Source organism: Algoriphagus sp. AGSA1 (genome assembly GCF_021390545.1).
Taxonomy (GTDB): Bacteria; Bacteroidota; Bacteroidia; order Cytophagales; family Cyclobacteriaceae; genus Algoriphagus.
This window is the reverse complement of record NZ_JAJUWR010000021.1, coordinates 101,656-117,793: the sequence shown is the minus strand read 5'-3', so window position 1 is coordinate 117,793 and position 16,138 is coordinate 101,656. Positions and strand designations below refer to the sequence as shown.

General features: G+C 42.5%; 12 protein-coding genes. 4 read left to right on the top strand and 8 right to left on the bottom strand.

Features of this window, described 5'->3' with window-relative positions; translation table 11 throughout:
- Nucleotides 1-265 precede the first annotated feature (265 nt).
- The 3 genes from LZF95_RS17150 to LZF95_RS17140 form a co-directional block, all read right to left on the bottom strand.
- Nucleotides 266-1,786 (bottom strand): RagB/SusD family nutrient uptake outer membrane protein, encoded by a 1,521-nt coding sequence (locus tag LZF95_RS17150; protein ID WP_233756252.1) that lies wholly within the window; start codon nt 1,784-1,786, stop codon nt 266-268.
- 28 nt (nt 1,787-1,814) lie between these two features.
- Nucleotides 1,815-4,895 (bottom strand): TonB-dependent receptor, encoded by a 3,081-nt coding sequence (locus LZF95_RS17145; protein WP_233756251.1) that lies wholly within the window; start codon nt 4,893-4,895, stop codon nt 1,815-1,817.
- Nucleotides 4,896-5,403: 508 nt separating this feature from the next.
- Nucleotides 5,404-5,940, bottom strand: coding sequence for a 2'-5' RNA ligase family protein (locus LZF95_RS17140; RefSeq protein ID WP_233756250.1), 537 nt, complete (start codon nt 5,938-5,940; stop codon nt 5,404-5,406).
- A gap of 112 nt (nt 5,941-6,052) precedes the next feature.
- Here LZF95_RS17140 and LZF95_RS17135 point away from each other — a divergent pair, with 112 nt between their 5' ends.
- A complete protein-coding gene (locus tag LZF95_RS17135) occupies nt 6,053-6,967 on the top strand; it encodes a universal stress protein (RefSeq protein WP_233756249.1) in 915 nt (304 codons plus the stop codon).
- Here the strand turns inward: LZF95_RS17135 and LZF95_RS17130 are convergent.
- Together LZF95_RS17130 and LZF95_RS17125 are read right to left on the bottom strand one after the other, a co-directional pair.
- The gene (locus tag LZF95_RS17130) at nt 6,964-7,887 is read right to left on the bottom strand and encodes a bifunctional 2-polyprenyl-6-hydroxyphenol methylase/3-demethylubiquinol 3-O-methyltransferase UbiG (protein ID WP_233756248.1); all 924 of its coding nucleotides are present in this window, start codon (nt 7,885-7,887) and stop codon (nt 6,964-6,966) included. The genes LZF95_RS17135 and LZF95_RS17130 overlap by 4 nt on opposite strands.
- Before the next feature lie 61 nt (nt 7,888-7,948).
- Nucleotides 7,949-9,736 carry an ABC transporter ATP-binding protein gene (locus tag LZF95_RS17125; RefSeq protein ID WP_233756247.1) on the bottom strand — a complete coding sequence of 596 codons (1,788 nt, stop codon included), beginning with the start codon at nt 9,734-9,736 and terminating at the stop codon, nt 7,949-7,951.
- 224 nt (nt 9,737-9,960) lie between these two features.
- Between LZF95_RS17125 and LZF95_RS17120 the strand changes: the two genes are divergently transcribed.
- Nucleotides 9,961-10,515: a hypothetical protein gene (locus tag LZF95_RS17120; protein WP_233756246.1), complete on the top strand. Its 555-nt coding sequence runs from the start codon at nt 9,961-9,963 to the stop codon at nt 10,513-10,515.
- A 12-nt stretch (nt 10,516-10,527) separates the two neighbouring features.
- Here the strand turns inward: LZF95_RS17120 and LZF95_RS17115 are convergent, their stop codons facing one another.
- The 3 genes from LZF95_RS17115 to rbfA all read right to left on the bottom strand — a co-directional run bounded on the left by LZF95_RS17115 (nt 10,528) and on the right by rbfA (nt 13,036).
- On the bottom strand, nt 10,528-11,127 hold the full coding sequence (locus LZF95_RS17115; RefSeq protein ID WP_233756245.1) for a hypothetical protein: 600 nt from the start codon (nt 11,125-11,127) through the stop codon (nt 10,528-10,530).
- Nucleotides 11,128-11,414: 287 nt separating this feature from the next.
- Nucleotides 11,415-12,641: an FtsX-like permease family protein gene (locus tag LZF95_RS17110; protein WP_233756244.1), complete on the bottom strand. Its 1,227-nt coding sequence runs from the start codon at nt 12,639-12,641 to the stop codon at nt 11,415-11,417.
- Nucleotides 12,642-12,652: 11 nt separating this feature from the next.
- On the bottom strand, nt 12,653-13,036 hold the full coding sequence (rbfA, locus tag LZF95_RS17105; RefSeq protein ID WP_233756243.1) for a 30S ribosome-binding factor RbfA: 384 nt from the start codon (nt 13,034-13,036) through the stop codon (nt 12,653-12,655).
- Between the two features lie 154 nt (nt 13,037-13,190).
- On the opposite strand from rbfA, the gene LZF95_RS17100 reads away from it, so the two are divergent.
- Entirely contained in the window at nt 13,191-14,510 is a 1,320-nt protein-coding gene (locus LZF95_RS17100) for a hypothetical protein (RefSeq protein WP_233756242.1), read from the top strand.
- Nucleotides 14,511-14,638: 128 nt separating this feature from the next.
- Nucleotides 14,639-16,036, top strand: coding sequence for a hypothetical protein (locus LZF95_RS17095; RefSeq protein ID WP_233756241.1), 1,398 nt, complete (start codon nt 14,639-14,641; stop codon nt 16,034-16,036).
- The last annotated feature ends 102 nt before the right edge of the window (nt 16,037-16,138 follow it).

Genomic DNA, 16,138 nt, shown 5'->3' with positions numbered 1-16,138 from the left:
ACAAAGCTATAGAGCTGATCATGGAGAAGTTGAGGTAAGGTAGGATAAATCATAATTCTATTGTTGACCAAATCCTATCATGCTTTAATCTCTTCACTGACAAAAGAAAAGCCGATATGCATACTTTGTCTTTGTAGGTTCTACGTTTTGTGGCGTATTATGAAACACTCTTATCCTACCACCTTAATCCAACCTTTCACTTTAATGATTAAAATAAAAAAGTCCGGCCAGATGGCCGGACTTTAATTTTATGGACCGGGTTAACTTAATAGCCTGGGTTCTGCTCGATAGGAGACGTAGCGTTATTTTGGATTTCATCCAGTGGAATAGGCCAAATAAACAGATTACTTGAATAAGGCTCAGCATAATCAGTTGTAAATGTCCTATCAGTAGTATAGAAATCAATATTAGTGATCGAACGGGAAGTAACTTTGGCAGGAATACCTGGCAAAACACCAGCCCCGGCAAGGCGATGGATATCAGCCCATCTTCTACCTTCTGCCAGAAATTCGATCCTTCGCTCATTATAAATTGCTGTCAAAACACCATCTTTACCACCAAGACCTGCGGCGGAAAAAGAAGGAACTGAAGCAGGAAGTGCGCGATCTCTTACAGAATTTAGTAAAGCAACTGCATCATTCAATTCACCAAGCTGAGCGTTTGCCTCAGCAGCATTCAATACGACCTCTGAAAATCTAAGAATTGTATTAGGATCAGTACGCGTAACATGATCGATATACTTAGCTGTATAAATACCAGCGGCATTACGAGCCGTGAGCGCCGTTCTTCTTACATCTGCTTCATTCCAAAAATCCGATCTCCAGATAATCGGAGAAATTTTCACAAGACCCCGTCCCCCATCAGCTGGATTACCGTACATAGAAGGCAATGCACCATTAACACCAGGATTTGATCCTTCAGAGTTAATAAAAGAAAAGATATTATCAGATGAAGCACCTCCACGGAATGGCTCCGCAGGATTAGCTGTCACTTCATAAGAAGATTCTATCTTTCCAAATTCGGTAATAACGCCTGACCAATCTTCCATATGTAATTTGATTCTAGACTTCAGTGCAATAGCAGCTCCTTTACTAGCCCTATCTGCTCCACCTTCTGGTAATTTTTGTTCAGCTTCATCCAAATCCGCCAATAATTGGGCATAATCTTCTCCCACTGTTCCTCTTCCCACAGCTTCTCCATCCGGTACTTTTGGTACATCATTGATAGCGAAAGTCCTGTACGGAACTCCTGGTAAGGAAGGATCATCAGAATAAGGTCTAGCAAAGTGAATCAGCAATTCATGATGAGCCAAAGCCCTCATAAATAGCATCTCACCTTTATAGGCATCAGCTGCTTCTTGAGTAAGAACTCCATTTTCAACTGCCGAAGGAAGAGCTTCAATTACAATATTCACACGGTTGATCATTCTATACAATGAAATCCACATTCCATTATTGTTGGCTGAACTTGGATTATATCCATTGGTATAGGTGATTTCATAAAAGGCCTGATCATTGTACATGTCTTCACCTCTCATATCACCTTGCTCCACATTAGCAGCACCAAATGGATATCCACGGTCAGGATTTCCAAGCCAAAAACCTCTTTGTGCCGACTCATATACGCCTAGCACAGCTGACTCAACTCTTGCAGCAGTCGCAAATGCCTCAGAGTCAGGAATCAAATTCGCAGGAATTAGATCTGTCACTTCACAGCTACTAATTCCGCCCATCAAAGCTGCTCCAGCTACGATGAGTTTGAAATTATTTATAGAAAACTTTTTCATTTTTCTTCTTCTTTTTTAGGATGTGAAATTAGAATCCGATATTAAGACCTACGGTGTAAGTACGGATCACTGGAGCTACGTTCCAATCTACACCGAAGCTCAACTGGCCTGAATATTGATTAGCCTCTGGATCTAATCCAGAATAGCCCGTAAATGTGAATGGATTCTGAACCTGTGCAAAGAACCTGGCATTGGTAATAGCACCATTAAATGCTGAATTTAAAGCTGCTGCTGGAACAGTATATCCAACTACTATATTCTGGATTCTGACAAAATCACCCTTCTCTATGAACCTGCTGTTTGAAGCAGAAGTCATCCAAGTATTAGAATCTCTGCCTGAGTATAGTCTAGGCACATCAGTTACTTGTCCACCTTCTGTCCATCTGTTTAAAATTTCAGCATGGTTATTTGAGAAGCCTAAGCCCATTAAGCCTCTTAGAGATTCATTCATGATGTAGTTTCCACCGGAGAATCTTGTGAAGATTTCCGCATCAAAATCCCCGAAAGTAAAGCTGTTTGACCATCCACCTTGCCATTTAGGAAGTGTATTGCCTAAGAAGAACTGAGTTGGGGCGTTACCAGCTTGTTCTATGTTGGACGGATCTGATGGATTATAGACTCTCCAAGAGGAGGAACCTACCAATTGTACAATATCACCATTCTCACCGCTGTAATACATGGCATTACCATTAGCGGCATTTACACCTGCCCATTTGAAGCCATATAGCTGCGCTACCGGGCCGTCAACCACCGTCCTATTATAGGTTCCAGTTAAAGGCTGAATCAGTTCAGTCACATTATTGTTGATAAATGTGATGTTGAAATCCGTATTCCAGGAAAATCTTCCTCTATTGATGACATTTGACATCGCTCTTAACTCAAATCCCTTATTTACCATAGCACCTACGTTTTGGTTGATGCTATTTCCAGGGATACCTAAAGAAGGAGAGGTTGGAGCAGCCAGAATAAGGCCATCTACATTATTTTCAAAATAGTCCGCCGAAATAGTTACCCTACCTATGGTCATGTCCAGGCCAAAATTCAATTTTTTGGAAGTTTCCCATTGCAGGTCTCCATTGGCAACTCTCGAATAGCCAATTCCTGCACCTGCACCACCTAAAACTGGAGAGAATCCACCAAAAGCAGCAAAAGAATCAATCCCTGTATTTCCTACTTCTGCATAGGAAGCTCTCATTTTAAGGTCAGAAATCAATTCAGAATTGAAGAAAGCCTCGTCAGAAATCCTCCAACCAACAGATCCTCCAAAGAATGTTCCTCGCTTATTATCACCTACCAAATCGGAGATACCGTCATTTCTTACAGTGAAGGATGCTAAATACCGACCTTTGAAACTATAGTTGAATCTTCCGAAATAGGAATCAAATCCTCTCTCCGAATATGATCCACTAGAAAATTGGTTATTATAAGAACCAGTAATCAGGTTTTGTTGTCTGTAGAAGTTATCTGAGATATCTGTTCCTGACCCTGAAAACGCATAAAAGTTAGTAAACTGATACTCCATACCTGCAGTGACATTCAAATTGTGATCATCTGCAATTACAGTTTGGTAATTAACTGTGTTCTGCCAGTTCCATCTCAATGCTGGATTGTAGGCCATATACACACTTCCATTGGTTCCTCTGCCATCTCCGTGCCTTGGATCCCAAGAACGAAAATCATCAGCTAAAGTCAAATCAACTCCAATTTGGGTTCTCGCGGTCAAGCCATTGATAATATCTACCTCTCCAAAAGCTGAACCTAAAACCCTATGAGCTCTGGTTCTGAAAATATTGTTATCCAATACAAAACCAATGTTTGGGATATTGTTGTCCGGCCCGGAAAGGTTATTTCCCCAACCTGTAGTAGAACCGTCGGGCTGTACATTGTAGCCATCAAATGCTGTATTTTCAGGGTCGTAAACTTCTACGTTTGGAAGGGCACGGGTAGCATTGTAAATGGCTCCTGAAAGAGAGTTTGCCCCATTATTCAATCCATTGATTTGAGTCATTGAATAGGAAAGGGAAGTTCCCAGTCTCACCGAATTGGAAATACTGTGATCCACATTAGCGCGGAAGGAATATCTGGAAAGATCATTTGCAACTACCGCAGATTCCTGATCTGTATATCCCAACGAAAAGAAGTACTTAGTCGCATCTGAGCCACCTGATATAGAAAGGTTATGCTGCTGGGTAAATCCATTTCTTAGCACTACGTCCTGCCAGTCTGTATTAACCCCAGGACGTGCATTTCCGGTTTCATCAGGATTTGCATTGGTTACTTTTTCGTTTGCAATTTCCACAAACTGGTCACCAGTTAACAAATCAAATCTTTCCACGGCTTGATTCATCCCTATAGAAGTATTATAGCTTACTTTGGCTTTTCCGGAAGAACCTCTTTTGGTAGTGATCAAAATCACACCATTGGCTGCTCTAGAGCCGTAAATAGCAGTTGCCGAACCATCCTTCAATACTTCATAAGACTGGATATCCGCCGGATTTATATTTGCCAATGGATTGGAAGAAACTACCGCAGACCGGTCAGCATCTACTACAGGAACACCATCTATTACAATAAGTGGGCTAGCGCTTGAGGTCAAGGAATTGACCCCTCTGATACGAATGATAGGAGCTGCTCCTAAAATGCCAGAAGGAGTTGTCACTTGTACCCCCGGTGCTCTACCTGCCAGCTGTGATTCAAATGAGGGGGTCACAAGATTTTCGATAGACTTGGAATCAATAGATGTCACCGAGCCGGTGATCTCTCTTCTCTCCTGGGTACCATAGCCCACTACGACTACTTCTCCGAGGGTTTTTACATCCACATCCATCGTCACATTGATGATGGATGTGGAACCGATTGGCATCTCTTTCGTAAGATAGCCAACAAAGCTAAACACAAGTGTGGAAGCATCAGCTGGCACATCTATAGAATAGCTGCCGTCCAGATCGGTAATGACTCCCAAAGTAGTACCTTTCACTACTACACTTGCTCCCGGTACTCCATCTGGCTCTTCTGCCGAGACAACTTTACCAGTGATCGTCCTGCTCTGCGCCAATACCGACGCACAGGCCAGTATGGTGAAGGCAAAGGCTAATAAAATTTTCTTCATAGGTTGAACATTTAACTATATGTTTTCATTTTGGTCACAATATCATGGGAAAGTTTGATATGTAAAAACCCAACAGGCTTGAAGAAAAACACATAGAAAAAAGATTATATCGAAAATCTGTAAAAAATACGAACAACAAGCCGTTTTGTACAAAAATGGACAAAAAACAAAATATTATAACATTTTGTGTCAATTTCGTTTTTAAAAATAGTGGGAATTAGTTATAAAGTAAAATAAAACAACTGCCATCAACTAAGATCAATCACAACCAATTAATCTCTACATGACTCTTTTATCTTTCTCGCCAATTAATATTCGCTTTTCTCGACATCCCTCTGTCAAAAACCTAAATAAAATTCCGCCACTCTGGATTTTAACTTTTTCTAGGAAAAGTGATTTATTTCGAAAAAGAAGTGATATTCAAAATATAATTTTTTTTCGCATAATTATGCAGAAATGTCTTTAAATGGATAAAAATTGGACGATGTAATAGAACTGCTCGCCAATCTTACATGAAATGCAGTTTTTTATGGGTTTCCCACCGCCCATCTATCCTTTTCAGAAGCACAAGATGAGAAATGGTGAATTTACACGCCAGATCACGTGTCTTTACATAGTGAAGAATATTCTGAAATCGCGGTTTTTTGATGTCTTTGAAAGCCACAGTCATGTGGGGATGGAAATTCCTGTCACTCAGCTCATCGATAAGGTTTAGCTCTTTTTTGCAGTAAGCCTTGAGCGCTTCCTGAAACTCATACAAATCCTGTCCTGCCTCTACTCCCAAGAAAATCACCCGATCTCCAAAAGTACTTACCCCTTTTACTTCCAGAGCCAGTGGCACATAGTTCACCAGAAAATCCCCAAGCTTCTCAATGAGTCTAGCTTCCTTCGCCTCATTATACACAAAAGGCATCTTCAAAGTGATATGTGCCGGAGACTTTAGGGCATATTTAGCCTCAAACAGATCCCTGATCTCCAGCTTCAACTGCGTCACCTGCTCTTGAAATCGCCCTTCAGGAACGATTGCCAAAAAATACTTTTGCATAACTTTCATCCGACTAAATTACCTCGAAAAGGAATTCCACAGGTAAAAACAAAAAAACTATTCAATAAACTGGATCAAAGCTTTAAATTAAGGGAATAAATACCGAACAGCTATGAAGCATTTTTATAAGGCCATGATTGGTCTTGATCTTACGGAGATGGATGATATCCTGATCAAAAAGACAATAGTATATCTGGAGTTCTTAGGAATAGATAAATGCTACTTTGTCCATGTAGCCAAGAATCTTGCAGTGCCCGATGAGATCCTCAGGAAACATCCCGAGCTGTTGGCCCCGGGGGATGAATCCATAGAAGCATTGATCAAAACCAAGCTCGAAGAATATGACTTCCCGAAAAGCATGGAAATCGAGGTCTCCGCAGATGAAGGCACCCACCCATTGGACACCTTCCTGAGAAAGGCCAGAATCAAGGATGTGGATATCATCATCATGGGCAGAAAAGAAACTATTGAGGGAAGCGGGTCTCTTGCTAAAGGCATCGCAAAAAAAGCCCCTTGCTCTGTTCTGCTTCTGCAGGAAAAAAGACCTCCGGGATTGCCTAAAAAAATCATGATCCCCTCAGACTTCTCTGACCACACTGATTTGATCTTTACGTTTGGGGAGCGGATTTCAGAAGAGTTAAATGCTGAACTTATCCCCGTCCATCTTTACGAAGTGCCACATGGGTATTCTAAAACAGGAAAATCCTATGAGGAGTTTGCAGAAATAATGAAAGAAAATGCCCAGCAAGACTATGACCGCTTTATACAGAAATTCGGTCATAAAAATGTGGACTGTCGCTTTATATTGAACAATGGAGAGGGACAAGGCAAAGCCCTGCTATCGGAAGCCCAGGAGATAGGTGCAGATATGATCTTGCTAGGCTCCCGTGGCAGGACCAAATCCGCTGCCATCCTGCTGGGAAGTGTAGCAGAAAAGCTCATTGCGGTTAACAACGTGCTTCCTATGCTGATATTCAAGAAAAAAGGCGAAACGATGGGCTTTTTTGAAGCGCTGCTTAAAATTTAAAGCGGCTTACTCAGAAAAAAACATGCCTGATCCCCCTTACCCTCCTGATTATATAGGAGGGCTTTTTTTTCCAATCCAGCCAATTCCTTCGGGGAATAATTCCGCCCCACTAGTTTTAGGTCTAAAGAAAGACCCTTTTCATAAAGGGATGTCCCCCAGAACTGGAACGCACTGGAATCAAACAGCACTTCCTGCAGCGTAAGCCCAATAGCCTGGGAAACCAGCTGAAAACCTGTCACAGATGGAATAATCAAATGCCGGGGCGCATCCAGCTGCACCCAATATGCCCGCTTTTCCTTCCATACGGCAGCATCGGCCACAGGGGTTCTCACCAGCAATTTTCCGCCTGGTTTCAACTTGTCATAACAGGCCTGAAGCGCTTCCACAGGATCCTCCATGTGCTCAAACGCATGATGCAACATAATCAGATCAAATAGCCCATCGCTTTCTTCAATGCGCATTTTCCACAGATGCAGGCTTGGGTTCACCATCAGATCTTTTTCCATGAAAGGATCAAAGCCATGCAGATCAGTGAAGCCCGCCGCATATAGTTCATAGAGTAATTGCCCGTTTCCGCAGCCCACATCCGCTATTCTGAAATGAAATCCAGGAGCCAGTTTTTTCAGCCAATACCCATAATCCCTGGGCTCAAAAATTTTAGATTGGGTGGCCAGCAACAGTTTCATTCGAATCCTCTTATATACTTTTCGGGCAAAGCCTGAATGATTCAATGGCAGGAAGGAGTAATATCCTGAACGCTGGTAATATTCACCAAGATTCTTTGGTATTTCATCTATTTGAAGCGACCCACAATCCAGACACTCCGAATAGACAAATGAGCCCCCAAGACCAAACATCCGTTCCGTCGCTTCAAAAGAGGCATGGCTCAAACTCCCGCAGAACTTACAGGCATTTTTCAAATCAAAGGGATTTTCCAAGTATAAAAATCAACATCTCTCTATCCATGGCTGCACACAACCTCTAATCCGCAAACTGCAGCCGGACTAAATTGGCATAAAAGCCCTCTTCTTTACCGAGAAGATCCAGGTGGTTGCCTTGCTCGACAATCTCTCCCTCACTGAGCACATATATCCTATCCACCTTGCGGATAGTGGCCAGCCGATGCGCAATAATAATGGTGGTTCTTCCTTTCATCAGTTCATCCAATGCCTCCTGCACCAAATGCTCTGATTCCGCGTCCAATGAAGAAGTCGCTTCATCCAGTATCAAGATGGAAGGATCCTTCAGAATGGCACGTGCTATAGCCACACGCTGACGCTGACCACCTGAAAGTTTCACTCCACGCTCACCCACCAGTGTGTCCAGCCCTTCTGGAAACTGGGAAATAAACTGCCAGGCATTCGCCTTCTTGGCAGCCAGTATAATCTCTTCTTCCGAAGCACCAGGCTTGGCATAAGCAATATTCTCGCGGATAGAGCCTCCAAAGAGCAGTACCTCCTGCGGCACCATGCCCACGTGTGAGCGAAGATTCTGCAAATCCCATTCATGTAACGGGCGGTCATCTACCTGAATAGAACCCTTCTGCACCTCATAGAAACGCATCAATAACTGGATAATGGTGGATTTCCCCGCACCTGAGTGACCTGCTAAAGCTACTTTCTCTCCAGGATTGACGTGGAAGCTGAGGCTTTTTAGCACTTCCATTTCAGGACGTGTAGGATAATGAAAGCCTACCTGATCGAAAGCTATTTTACCCTGGAAAGCAGAAGTCTTAGCACCAGTAGCAGGTTCTGGTTCCTCATCCAATATTTCCAAGACGCGCTCAGAAGAACCAATGGCTTTTTGCACTTGTCCATATATATCCCCCAGCCCGGCTATGGAACCACCGATAAAGGTGGTGTATAACACGAACGAAACCAGTTCGCCCACACTCATTTCCCCGGAGCTCACCAAACTAGCTCCGTACCACATCACGGCTACGATACCTCCGAATAGTGCGAAAATAATAAATGAAATAAATGCACCTCTATATTTGGCAGCCCGGAGAGCTACCCCCACTACCCTGTTCAACCCATTGCCATATCTCGCAGATTCAAATGCTTCACCCACAAAAGACTTGACAGTACTGATCGATTGTAAAGTTTCTTCCACAATCACGTTGGCAGAAGCCAGTTCATCCTGGGTTGTTTTAGAAAGCTTGCGTATAAACTTCCCAAAGACCATTGCTATCACCACTAGGACAGGGAATGTGGCCAACATGAACAGCGTCAATTTAGGAGTGTTGACCAGGAGGAAAATCACACCGGCCACCAGTGTTACTACCTGACGGAAGAGTTCTGCCAGTGTCACTGAAAAAGTGTCCTGCAGCATGCTTACATCAGAAGTGATCCTACTGATCAGTTCCCCTGTACGACGCTTATCGAAGAAAGTCATGGGCAAGCGGACCATTCTGGAGTATAGCGCCAGACGGATATCGCGCATGGATCGCTCAGAAACCAAGGCAAAGAGCCAGACCCTGAAAAAGGAGAAGGTACTCTGTACCGCCAGAATCCCCACCAAGATCAGAGCGATCGAGTTAATATCACTCACTATCCAATCCGTCCCTTGTGCGGTATCGATGAGTTTACCCGCCACATAGGGAAAAGTGAGCAGGGTAAGGGAAGAAAACACAAGGAATATCAGCCCTAAAAAGAATGCTCCTTTGTAGGGCATCAAAAACTGGAATATACCTCCAAGTTTACTTAAATTCTGCTTGTTCAACTTCCTTTTTTCGCTCTCTTCCAAAGCAGTTCCTCTTTTCTTAGCCATTCGGTGATTTTGCTATTTTAAGGTCACAAACTTACGCTTTTTTATAGGGAATTCACCTGTGTATCAAGAAAGCTTCCGGAATAGCGTCTGAAAAGGCAGCTTCCTGTTTTTAGCGACTCTCAGCCATTTTTGCGCAGAAAATAAGCGGAAATGACCGACAAATAATTCCTAGTGGAAAAGCCCTGCTTTCACTGTTAACTTCCAGTTCTTCAAATCCAGATACTATGAACCGCATCGTCAAACCCACTTACCAAAAGGCCTTCGAAGTTCACCAATTCACTGGACATGTAGCCGAAACAGCCAAAAATATGGAAACAAAAGTATCCGGGGGAGGTGGTGGAGGATCCAGCTACAGGGGAAGTGGCTATACGGCTCCGGTAAGTATCACTTCTACCACAGTAGTCCATGATCAGGTATTCCTGATCAGCCCTGAAGGGAAAGAGAAATCCTTTCAACTCCAGGACTTTAACCTTGCTTGTAGAAGCGGAAACGAATTGACCATTTATTGGTACATCCGTGTAGGGAGCAGTACCGGCAAATACTTTTGCGTGAACAATCATACCACCGAAAAAGAATATTTCTCCTCAAGTGAGGCCAAAGTCATGTTCTTGAACAGAGCGTGGATACTTCTACTTGCTATATTGGGAATGGTGATGCTCTTTCAGGCAAACACTATCGGTTTGTTGGTTACGGCAGGATGTGTGTTTTTTATCTGGAGAATGATCAAAACAGCCAAAACCGAACGACTGGCCTTTTTTGATGAATTAAGAAACCGCTGAGGACATAACCCCCTATCTGCCCAGTTGCGCATCAACCAGCTCCCGCTTGAGTTTGCGCTCCCTGTCCAGCATATTCTTGCGGTGATTGTCAAACTCCTCCTGGATTTCGGCCAAATCCCTCTGCGCTTTCTTGATTTTCTTGAAACTACTGAAATATTGGAAGGAGAAAATTGCAAGAGCCCCGGCCAATACGGCAACCAAAGTCCACATCATGGAAGAATAAACAGCCTTATGAATCCCCATTCCTAAAAAAGAGAAATTATCTTTCTCCGCTATGGCATTTAGCTTCTCTGCTTCTGCGGTTTCCAGCATAGAGTTCAGGTTTACAATAGAATCTTTTTCACTCACAATCAGCGTCTTCAGATCTCCTACTTCTGCCCTCATCGTACGCATAGAATCCAAGATATTAGATTTCAACTGATCCAAGTTGGTGCGCTTGACCACCTTGTACTCTTGAAAATTATTTGATACACTATAGATATAATCAAACTGACTATCTATGGTACCCGACTTCAGGGAACCTTTATCTTGGGTGGCTTCCTGTGCCAAAGTTACATTTGAGCTAGTAAAAACAACGATCAAAATCTGGAACAGCAGCAATACTCTCTTCATTGGGGAATATATTTACAAATTAGGGTGAACAACTTCAGACACCAATAAACATGCCTCGGGGCTCAATTGCAAGAGGATAATATTTCACTTGATCATAAACAATGCAACAAAACGGTCATTATTAATTGATTTTCAGGAAATTACGACAAATATTCGCCAAGATTTTTTATGATGATTATTTGTCATGCGGATATTTCATCTGGGCTGGGCTTTCAGGAGAAACACATGTAGTGTTCATTCCTACCAGAGTGCTTTCTGAATAAATCACGAACGCAAAAATTACCGGCTTACACTTCCTTCACCGGATCGACTTGAGAGGCTATCCAGGCCGGTCTTGATGAAGCGAGAAACGTAATCCCTATCATAGCTACACTTATCCATACAAAATCCTTCCAGATCATCTTGACCGGATAAGCATCAACCACGGCAGAGGAGATTCCCAGCGAAACCAAGCCAAAGGTCTGCTGTATCCAACAGATCATATAACCTAGTACCAGCCCGATCAGGGCACCGCTAATGGCGATCAGGGCACCCTGTTTTAAAAATATGTGCCTGATTAATTTATCTGTCGCTCCCATAGCCTTCAAAACCGCTATATCCTTCTTTTTCTCTATGGCCAGCATACTTAGTGAAAAGAAAATATTAAAGGATGCAATGGCCAAAATAAACGTCAACGTGAGAAAAACGAACAATTTCTCCATCTGCACGGTACGGAGTAGTCCGGCGTGTTGTTCATCAGCATTTTTGACCAGAAACCCGGATCCTAAGTGTGCCCTGAGTCTTTTCTGCACCTCGGTGATGGCAAATCCCTTCGCCACCTTTACCTCAAGAGCTGTTCTCTTATCTCCATATTTCAGCAGATCCTGGACAAAGTACAATGGGGCGATCACATACTCATCGTCAAACTGCCTATCTACGCTAAAATATGCTACAGGTTTCAATACAGCCGACTCATAAAACTGTGAAGGGTCTATGGAAGCGGCACTTCTTGGAGCCTTAGGATAATAGATTTTCAGTGGAACGTTGACATTGTCCAGGTTTACAGATAGAAAGAACCCCACCCCTCTTCCCAGGATTGCCGCTGGATTGAGCGTTGTCCCTAGTGTAGTATCTCCCCAGAAATACCCCTTAGCAAACCTTTCCTGTTCAAGAAAGTTTTCAGATACACCCTTAATTCTTCCAACCATCTGATTGCCGTTATACTCCAGCAAGGCATTATCCTCTATCACTTCAGTGAGAATTGCCACCCCTTCAATGCTTCTGATACTATCCAGCCATTCCTCGTTGGTCAGAAAACTTTTGCCCACTGTAGCTTCGATTTTCAGTTCTGCGTCGAAGCTCGCAAAAATCTCCCGGATCAAATCCTCCAGGCCGTTAAATACGGACATCACAATCACCAAGGCCATTGTGCCCACAGCAACTCCTATCATGGAGATCCTGGACAGAATAGCTATGAAATTCCGCTTTTTCTTACTGCGGAAATACCTGGCGGCTATGAAAAAACTAAGATTCAACGATGTTCTGATTAATCCTCTTCTTCTTGGTCTTCTTCACTAGGCGCAGGTGGGATATCCAGTTTGGAAATCACTTGATCCATGTGTTGTGCATAGGCGGCTGAGTCATCCGGAAAAAAAGCGATTTCAGGGATGACACGTACTGATTTACCTATACGCTTAGCCAATTGATGTCTGATTTCCTTCTTGTGGTCATTGATTAGCTTGAATGTAGCTTCAGCATCAGCGAGCAAAAAACTAAGGTAAACTTTAGCCAAACCCAAATCCGGGCTCATCATCACCCTGGTGATTGTCACCATGGCGCGGCCGACCAAATGCCTGGACTCCTTTTGAAAGATATCGCCAAGCTCTTTTTGGATGAGTTTTGCGTATTTTTGTTGTCTTTTACTTTCCATCTTAAAGTATTTGTGGTACAAATTTAGCGAAATAGTTGGGCAAGCTTTAATTTCGTACAAAACCTACCAAACAACCTTCTCCATCCTCACCTTGTTTAGCTTTTTTAAATTAAACGACCCTTTCAGACTAATCGGCATCGGAATATACCTTCTCTTGCTGACATTCGTCTATTTGATCTTCAACCCATTTCCCACTACAGCCCCACAATTGATGTGGATGCTGCTCGGTGATCGCTTAGGTGAAGGGTATTACCTTTACCAGGATGTCATAGACGATATTGGCCCCCTGTCGGCTGGTTTTTTCACCTTTGTGGATTATCTATTTGGCAGGAACATGCTCGCCTATGAGGTAATTGGGAGACTCTTGATATCCTACCAGATACTTTACTGGAACTCCATGCTGATCAAGTTTAAAGCATTTGATGTCAATACCTACCTTCCGGCAATCATAATGGCCGCACTGTTCCATTTCTCCTTTGACTTATTGAGTTTGAGCCCTGCCTTAATGGGAAGCACATTTTTGATTTTAGCGTTAGGCCAGCTTTTTTCACAGACGGTTTTACAGAAAGACACCAGCGAATCCACCTTACTGATAGGAATCTATGCTGGGTTGGCGACCGGATTTCACCCAAATTATATGCTCTTTTTGCCTTACATGGTTTTTACGGGGATAGCTATCAGTGGTTTCTCGTTCAGACAATTGATGCTCTCATTAGTGGGATACTTCCTACCCCTGCTCTTGATTTCAGTATTCTACTTTTGGAATGGTGGGCTGGAGGAAGCCATACAGATATGGCCACTCACCTTTCTTTCAGAAAAGTATCACTACCAATCACTTTTGGATTGGTTCATACTTGGTATTTTTCCGCTATTGCTTGCAGGCTTAGGGTATTTTATGGCTACTGTGCTTCGAGCTGCCACTATCAATCAGCAGAAACAACGCCAACTGGTCATTATTTGGATGTTGTTTTCAGTAGCACAATATTTCATCATTAAAAAACAGGCTTCCTTCCAGCTTGTCATTCTTATCCCGGGCCTGACTTACCTGATCACCCAGTTTTTTCTGAACATAAAAAAGGAAATGCTGGCCAAAATCGCCTTTTACCTCTTGGTACTGGGTCTTCCTGCTACCAGCATCCTGTACTGGCAGGATAAAATCACAGACTCTGATTATTTTGTGCAAAAGGACAACATGGGCTATTCCGGAGATATTATGATACTGGGCGATGACGTGGCCCCTTATCAAAATGCTAGATTAGGCGGCCCTTTTCTAAATTATCGATTGAGTAAGATATATCTGGCTCAGGATAGGGACCTGAGAGAGAAAGCGCGCCTCTTCCAAATGCTCCAAAAACAAATGCCATCAACAGTCCTTGATCCAAATGGGGATTTTGAAGAATTGCTCAAGCAATTTCCCGCTTTGGAGCATCAATATAGCAAAACCTCAGCAGGTATCTTTATTGTGAAAAAGTAGAGAAAGCCAGTACTTTCAAGTAAGTGGACATTAGGCTAACTTATATTTTATTTATTTGATTGTCAGACAAATAAGATGTATTTTAAAGTTCAAAATCAGCTTTTTCACTATTTGATCACTTTTTCCCAATGGAATCTATTCGCAAGTTGCTGGACACATGCTCTTTTCCCGAAAGAATCCAACTTATAGAGTTTGCGAAGATCAAAAATGCTCCCAGTTCGAAAAAACTGATGCTCCTGAAGCTTTTTGTACACCAACCTGACCTATCAGATTCAGAATACGCCCAGAAAATTTATAAAAAGCAAGATGCCGCCGCTTATTTCCAGCTCAAAAAAAGAGTGAAAGATGAATTGAAAGAACTTCTTCTCTTGCTAAAACCCCCCTGTGTGGATAAGACATACCAGCTTTACCTCTCGTGTTCGGAATTGCTTCTCAAAAGCCAACACATTCTGGTCAGAGGTGTACGTGGCGAGGGGGCTAAAATGCTTGAAAAAGTATTAAAAATGGCAATCAAGTACAATTTTCATGATTTGATATGGACAATTTATACCACAGCAGTACGATTTGGGATAGTTGAAGTCCTCAATACCAACGATCTGCCTGAGTTGGAGCTTGCCATCAACGGTCATCTGCAGTTGTTGATCAAACAAAACCCTTGCTCCAAGAAAAGCCCTAAAGCGTCCAAAAACAAGTATCTAAAATCAATGATTAAGAAATTGAATCATAGTTTGGAGTCTTGGAACAAATTAAACATCATCCGAAATGCCATTCAACAAAGAGAATATGATCATGCCTTATCCATAATTGACCAAGCAAATTCAGAATGGAAACCAGGGCTGCAATTATATTGCAAAGAGGGTCTTAAGCTATTAAAAATGTCAGTATTTCTTGCCAAACGCGAATATGACAAAGTGCTGGAGGAATCCGTCGAAGTGATGCAGACTACCCACTTCTCTAAAGAGAACAAACTCAATTTTACCTTGACTCACTGGTACGCATTATTTCATCTTGACAAAATTGAAGATGCCCGTCATGTTCTCCACAATGAGCTGATTCAACTGGACACCTCACAAATGTCGAAATGGATGTATTTAGACATGCACCTTAATTACAAGCTTATGGATTTTAAAAATGCACTCAAGCAAATCCATCAGAACCAGAACACGCTAAAGTGTTTGCCCGACTATTATTTGGGTTCAAAAATGTTGGAAATAATGATACTTTTTGATCTAAACGATACAGACTGGCTCGAATATAAAATCGAAAACTTCCGGAAATTAATAGCAAGAACCACATTTGTTGTAAATAAAAGGATTCAAAGCTCCTTTTGCCTTTTCACGAAGCTTCAAAAGTCACTTTACAATCCCGATCACAATCAGATTCATCAGCACCCTGCCTTGCACGAATTACAAAATGAAACCAAAGGGGTAGAATGGGATCCGGCCTCCTTCGAACTAATACGCTATGACACATGGATCAAAGGCAAACTGGCAGCAAGACTATATGGTATAATCGAGTCCGTCTAACGTGAAAGACACGCCTTCACACCTAAAATTCTTGCTTTTTAAGAATCACCATGTCAACTGATGTTAATTTATACCACACATCCAAATGATTTCCAGCTGATT

Bases quoted from the DNA above. Each gene is read 5' to 3' on its own strand.
- LZF95_RS17145 (WP_233756251.1), bottom strand. From the start codon at position 4,895: ATGAAGAAAATTTTATTAGCCTTTGCCTTCACCATACTGGCCTGTGCG.
- LZF95_RS17140 (WP_233756250.1), bottom strand. From the start codon at position 5,940: ATGCAAAAGTATTTTTTGGCAATCGTTCCTGAAGGGCGATTTCAAGAG.
- LZF95_RS17125 (WP_233756247.1), bottom strand. From the start codon at position 9,736: ATGGCTAAGAAAAGAGGAACTGCTTTGGAAGAGAGCGAAAAAAGGAAG.
- LZF95_RS17120 (WP_233756246.1), top strand. From the start codon at position 9,961: ATGAACCGCATCGTCAAACCCACTTACCAAAAGGCCTTCGAAGTTCAC.
- LZF95_RS17150 (WP_233756252.1), bottom strand. From the start codon at position 1,786: ATGAAAAAGTTTTCTATAAATAATTTCAAACTCATCGTAGCTGGAGCA.
- LZF95_RS17135 (WP_233756249.1), top strand. From the start codon at position 6,053: ATGAAGCATTTTTATAAGGCCATGATTGGTCTTGATCTTACGGAGATG.
- LZF95_RS17115 (WP_233756245.1), bottom strand. From the start codon at position 11,127: ATGAAGAGAGTATTGCTGCTGTTCCAGATTTTGATCGTTGTTTTTACT.
- rbfA (WP_233756243.1), bottom strand. From the start codon at position 13,036: ATGGAAAGTAAAAGACAACAAAAATACGCAAAACTCATCCAAAAAGAG.
- LZF95_RS17095 (WP_233756241.1), top strand. From the start codon at position 14,639: ATGGAATCTATTCGCAAGTTGCTGGACACATGCTCTTTTCCCGAAAGA.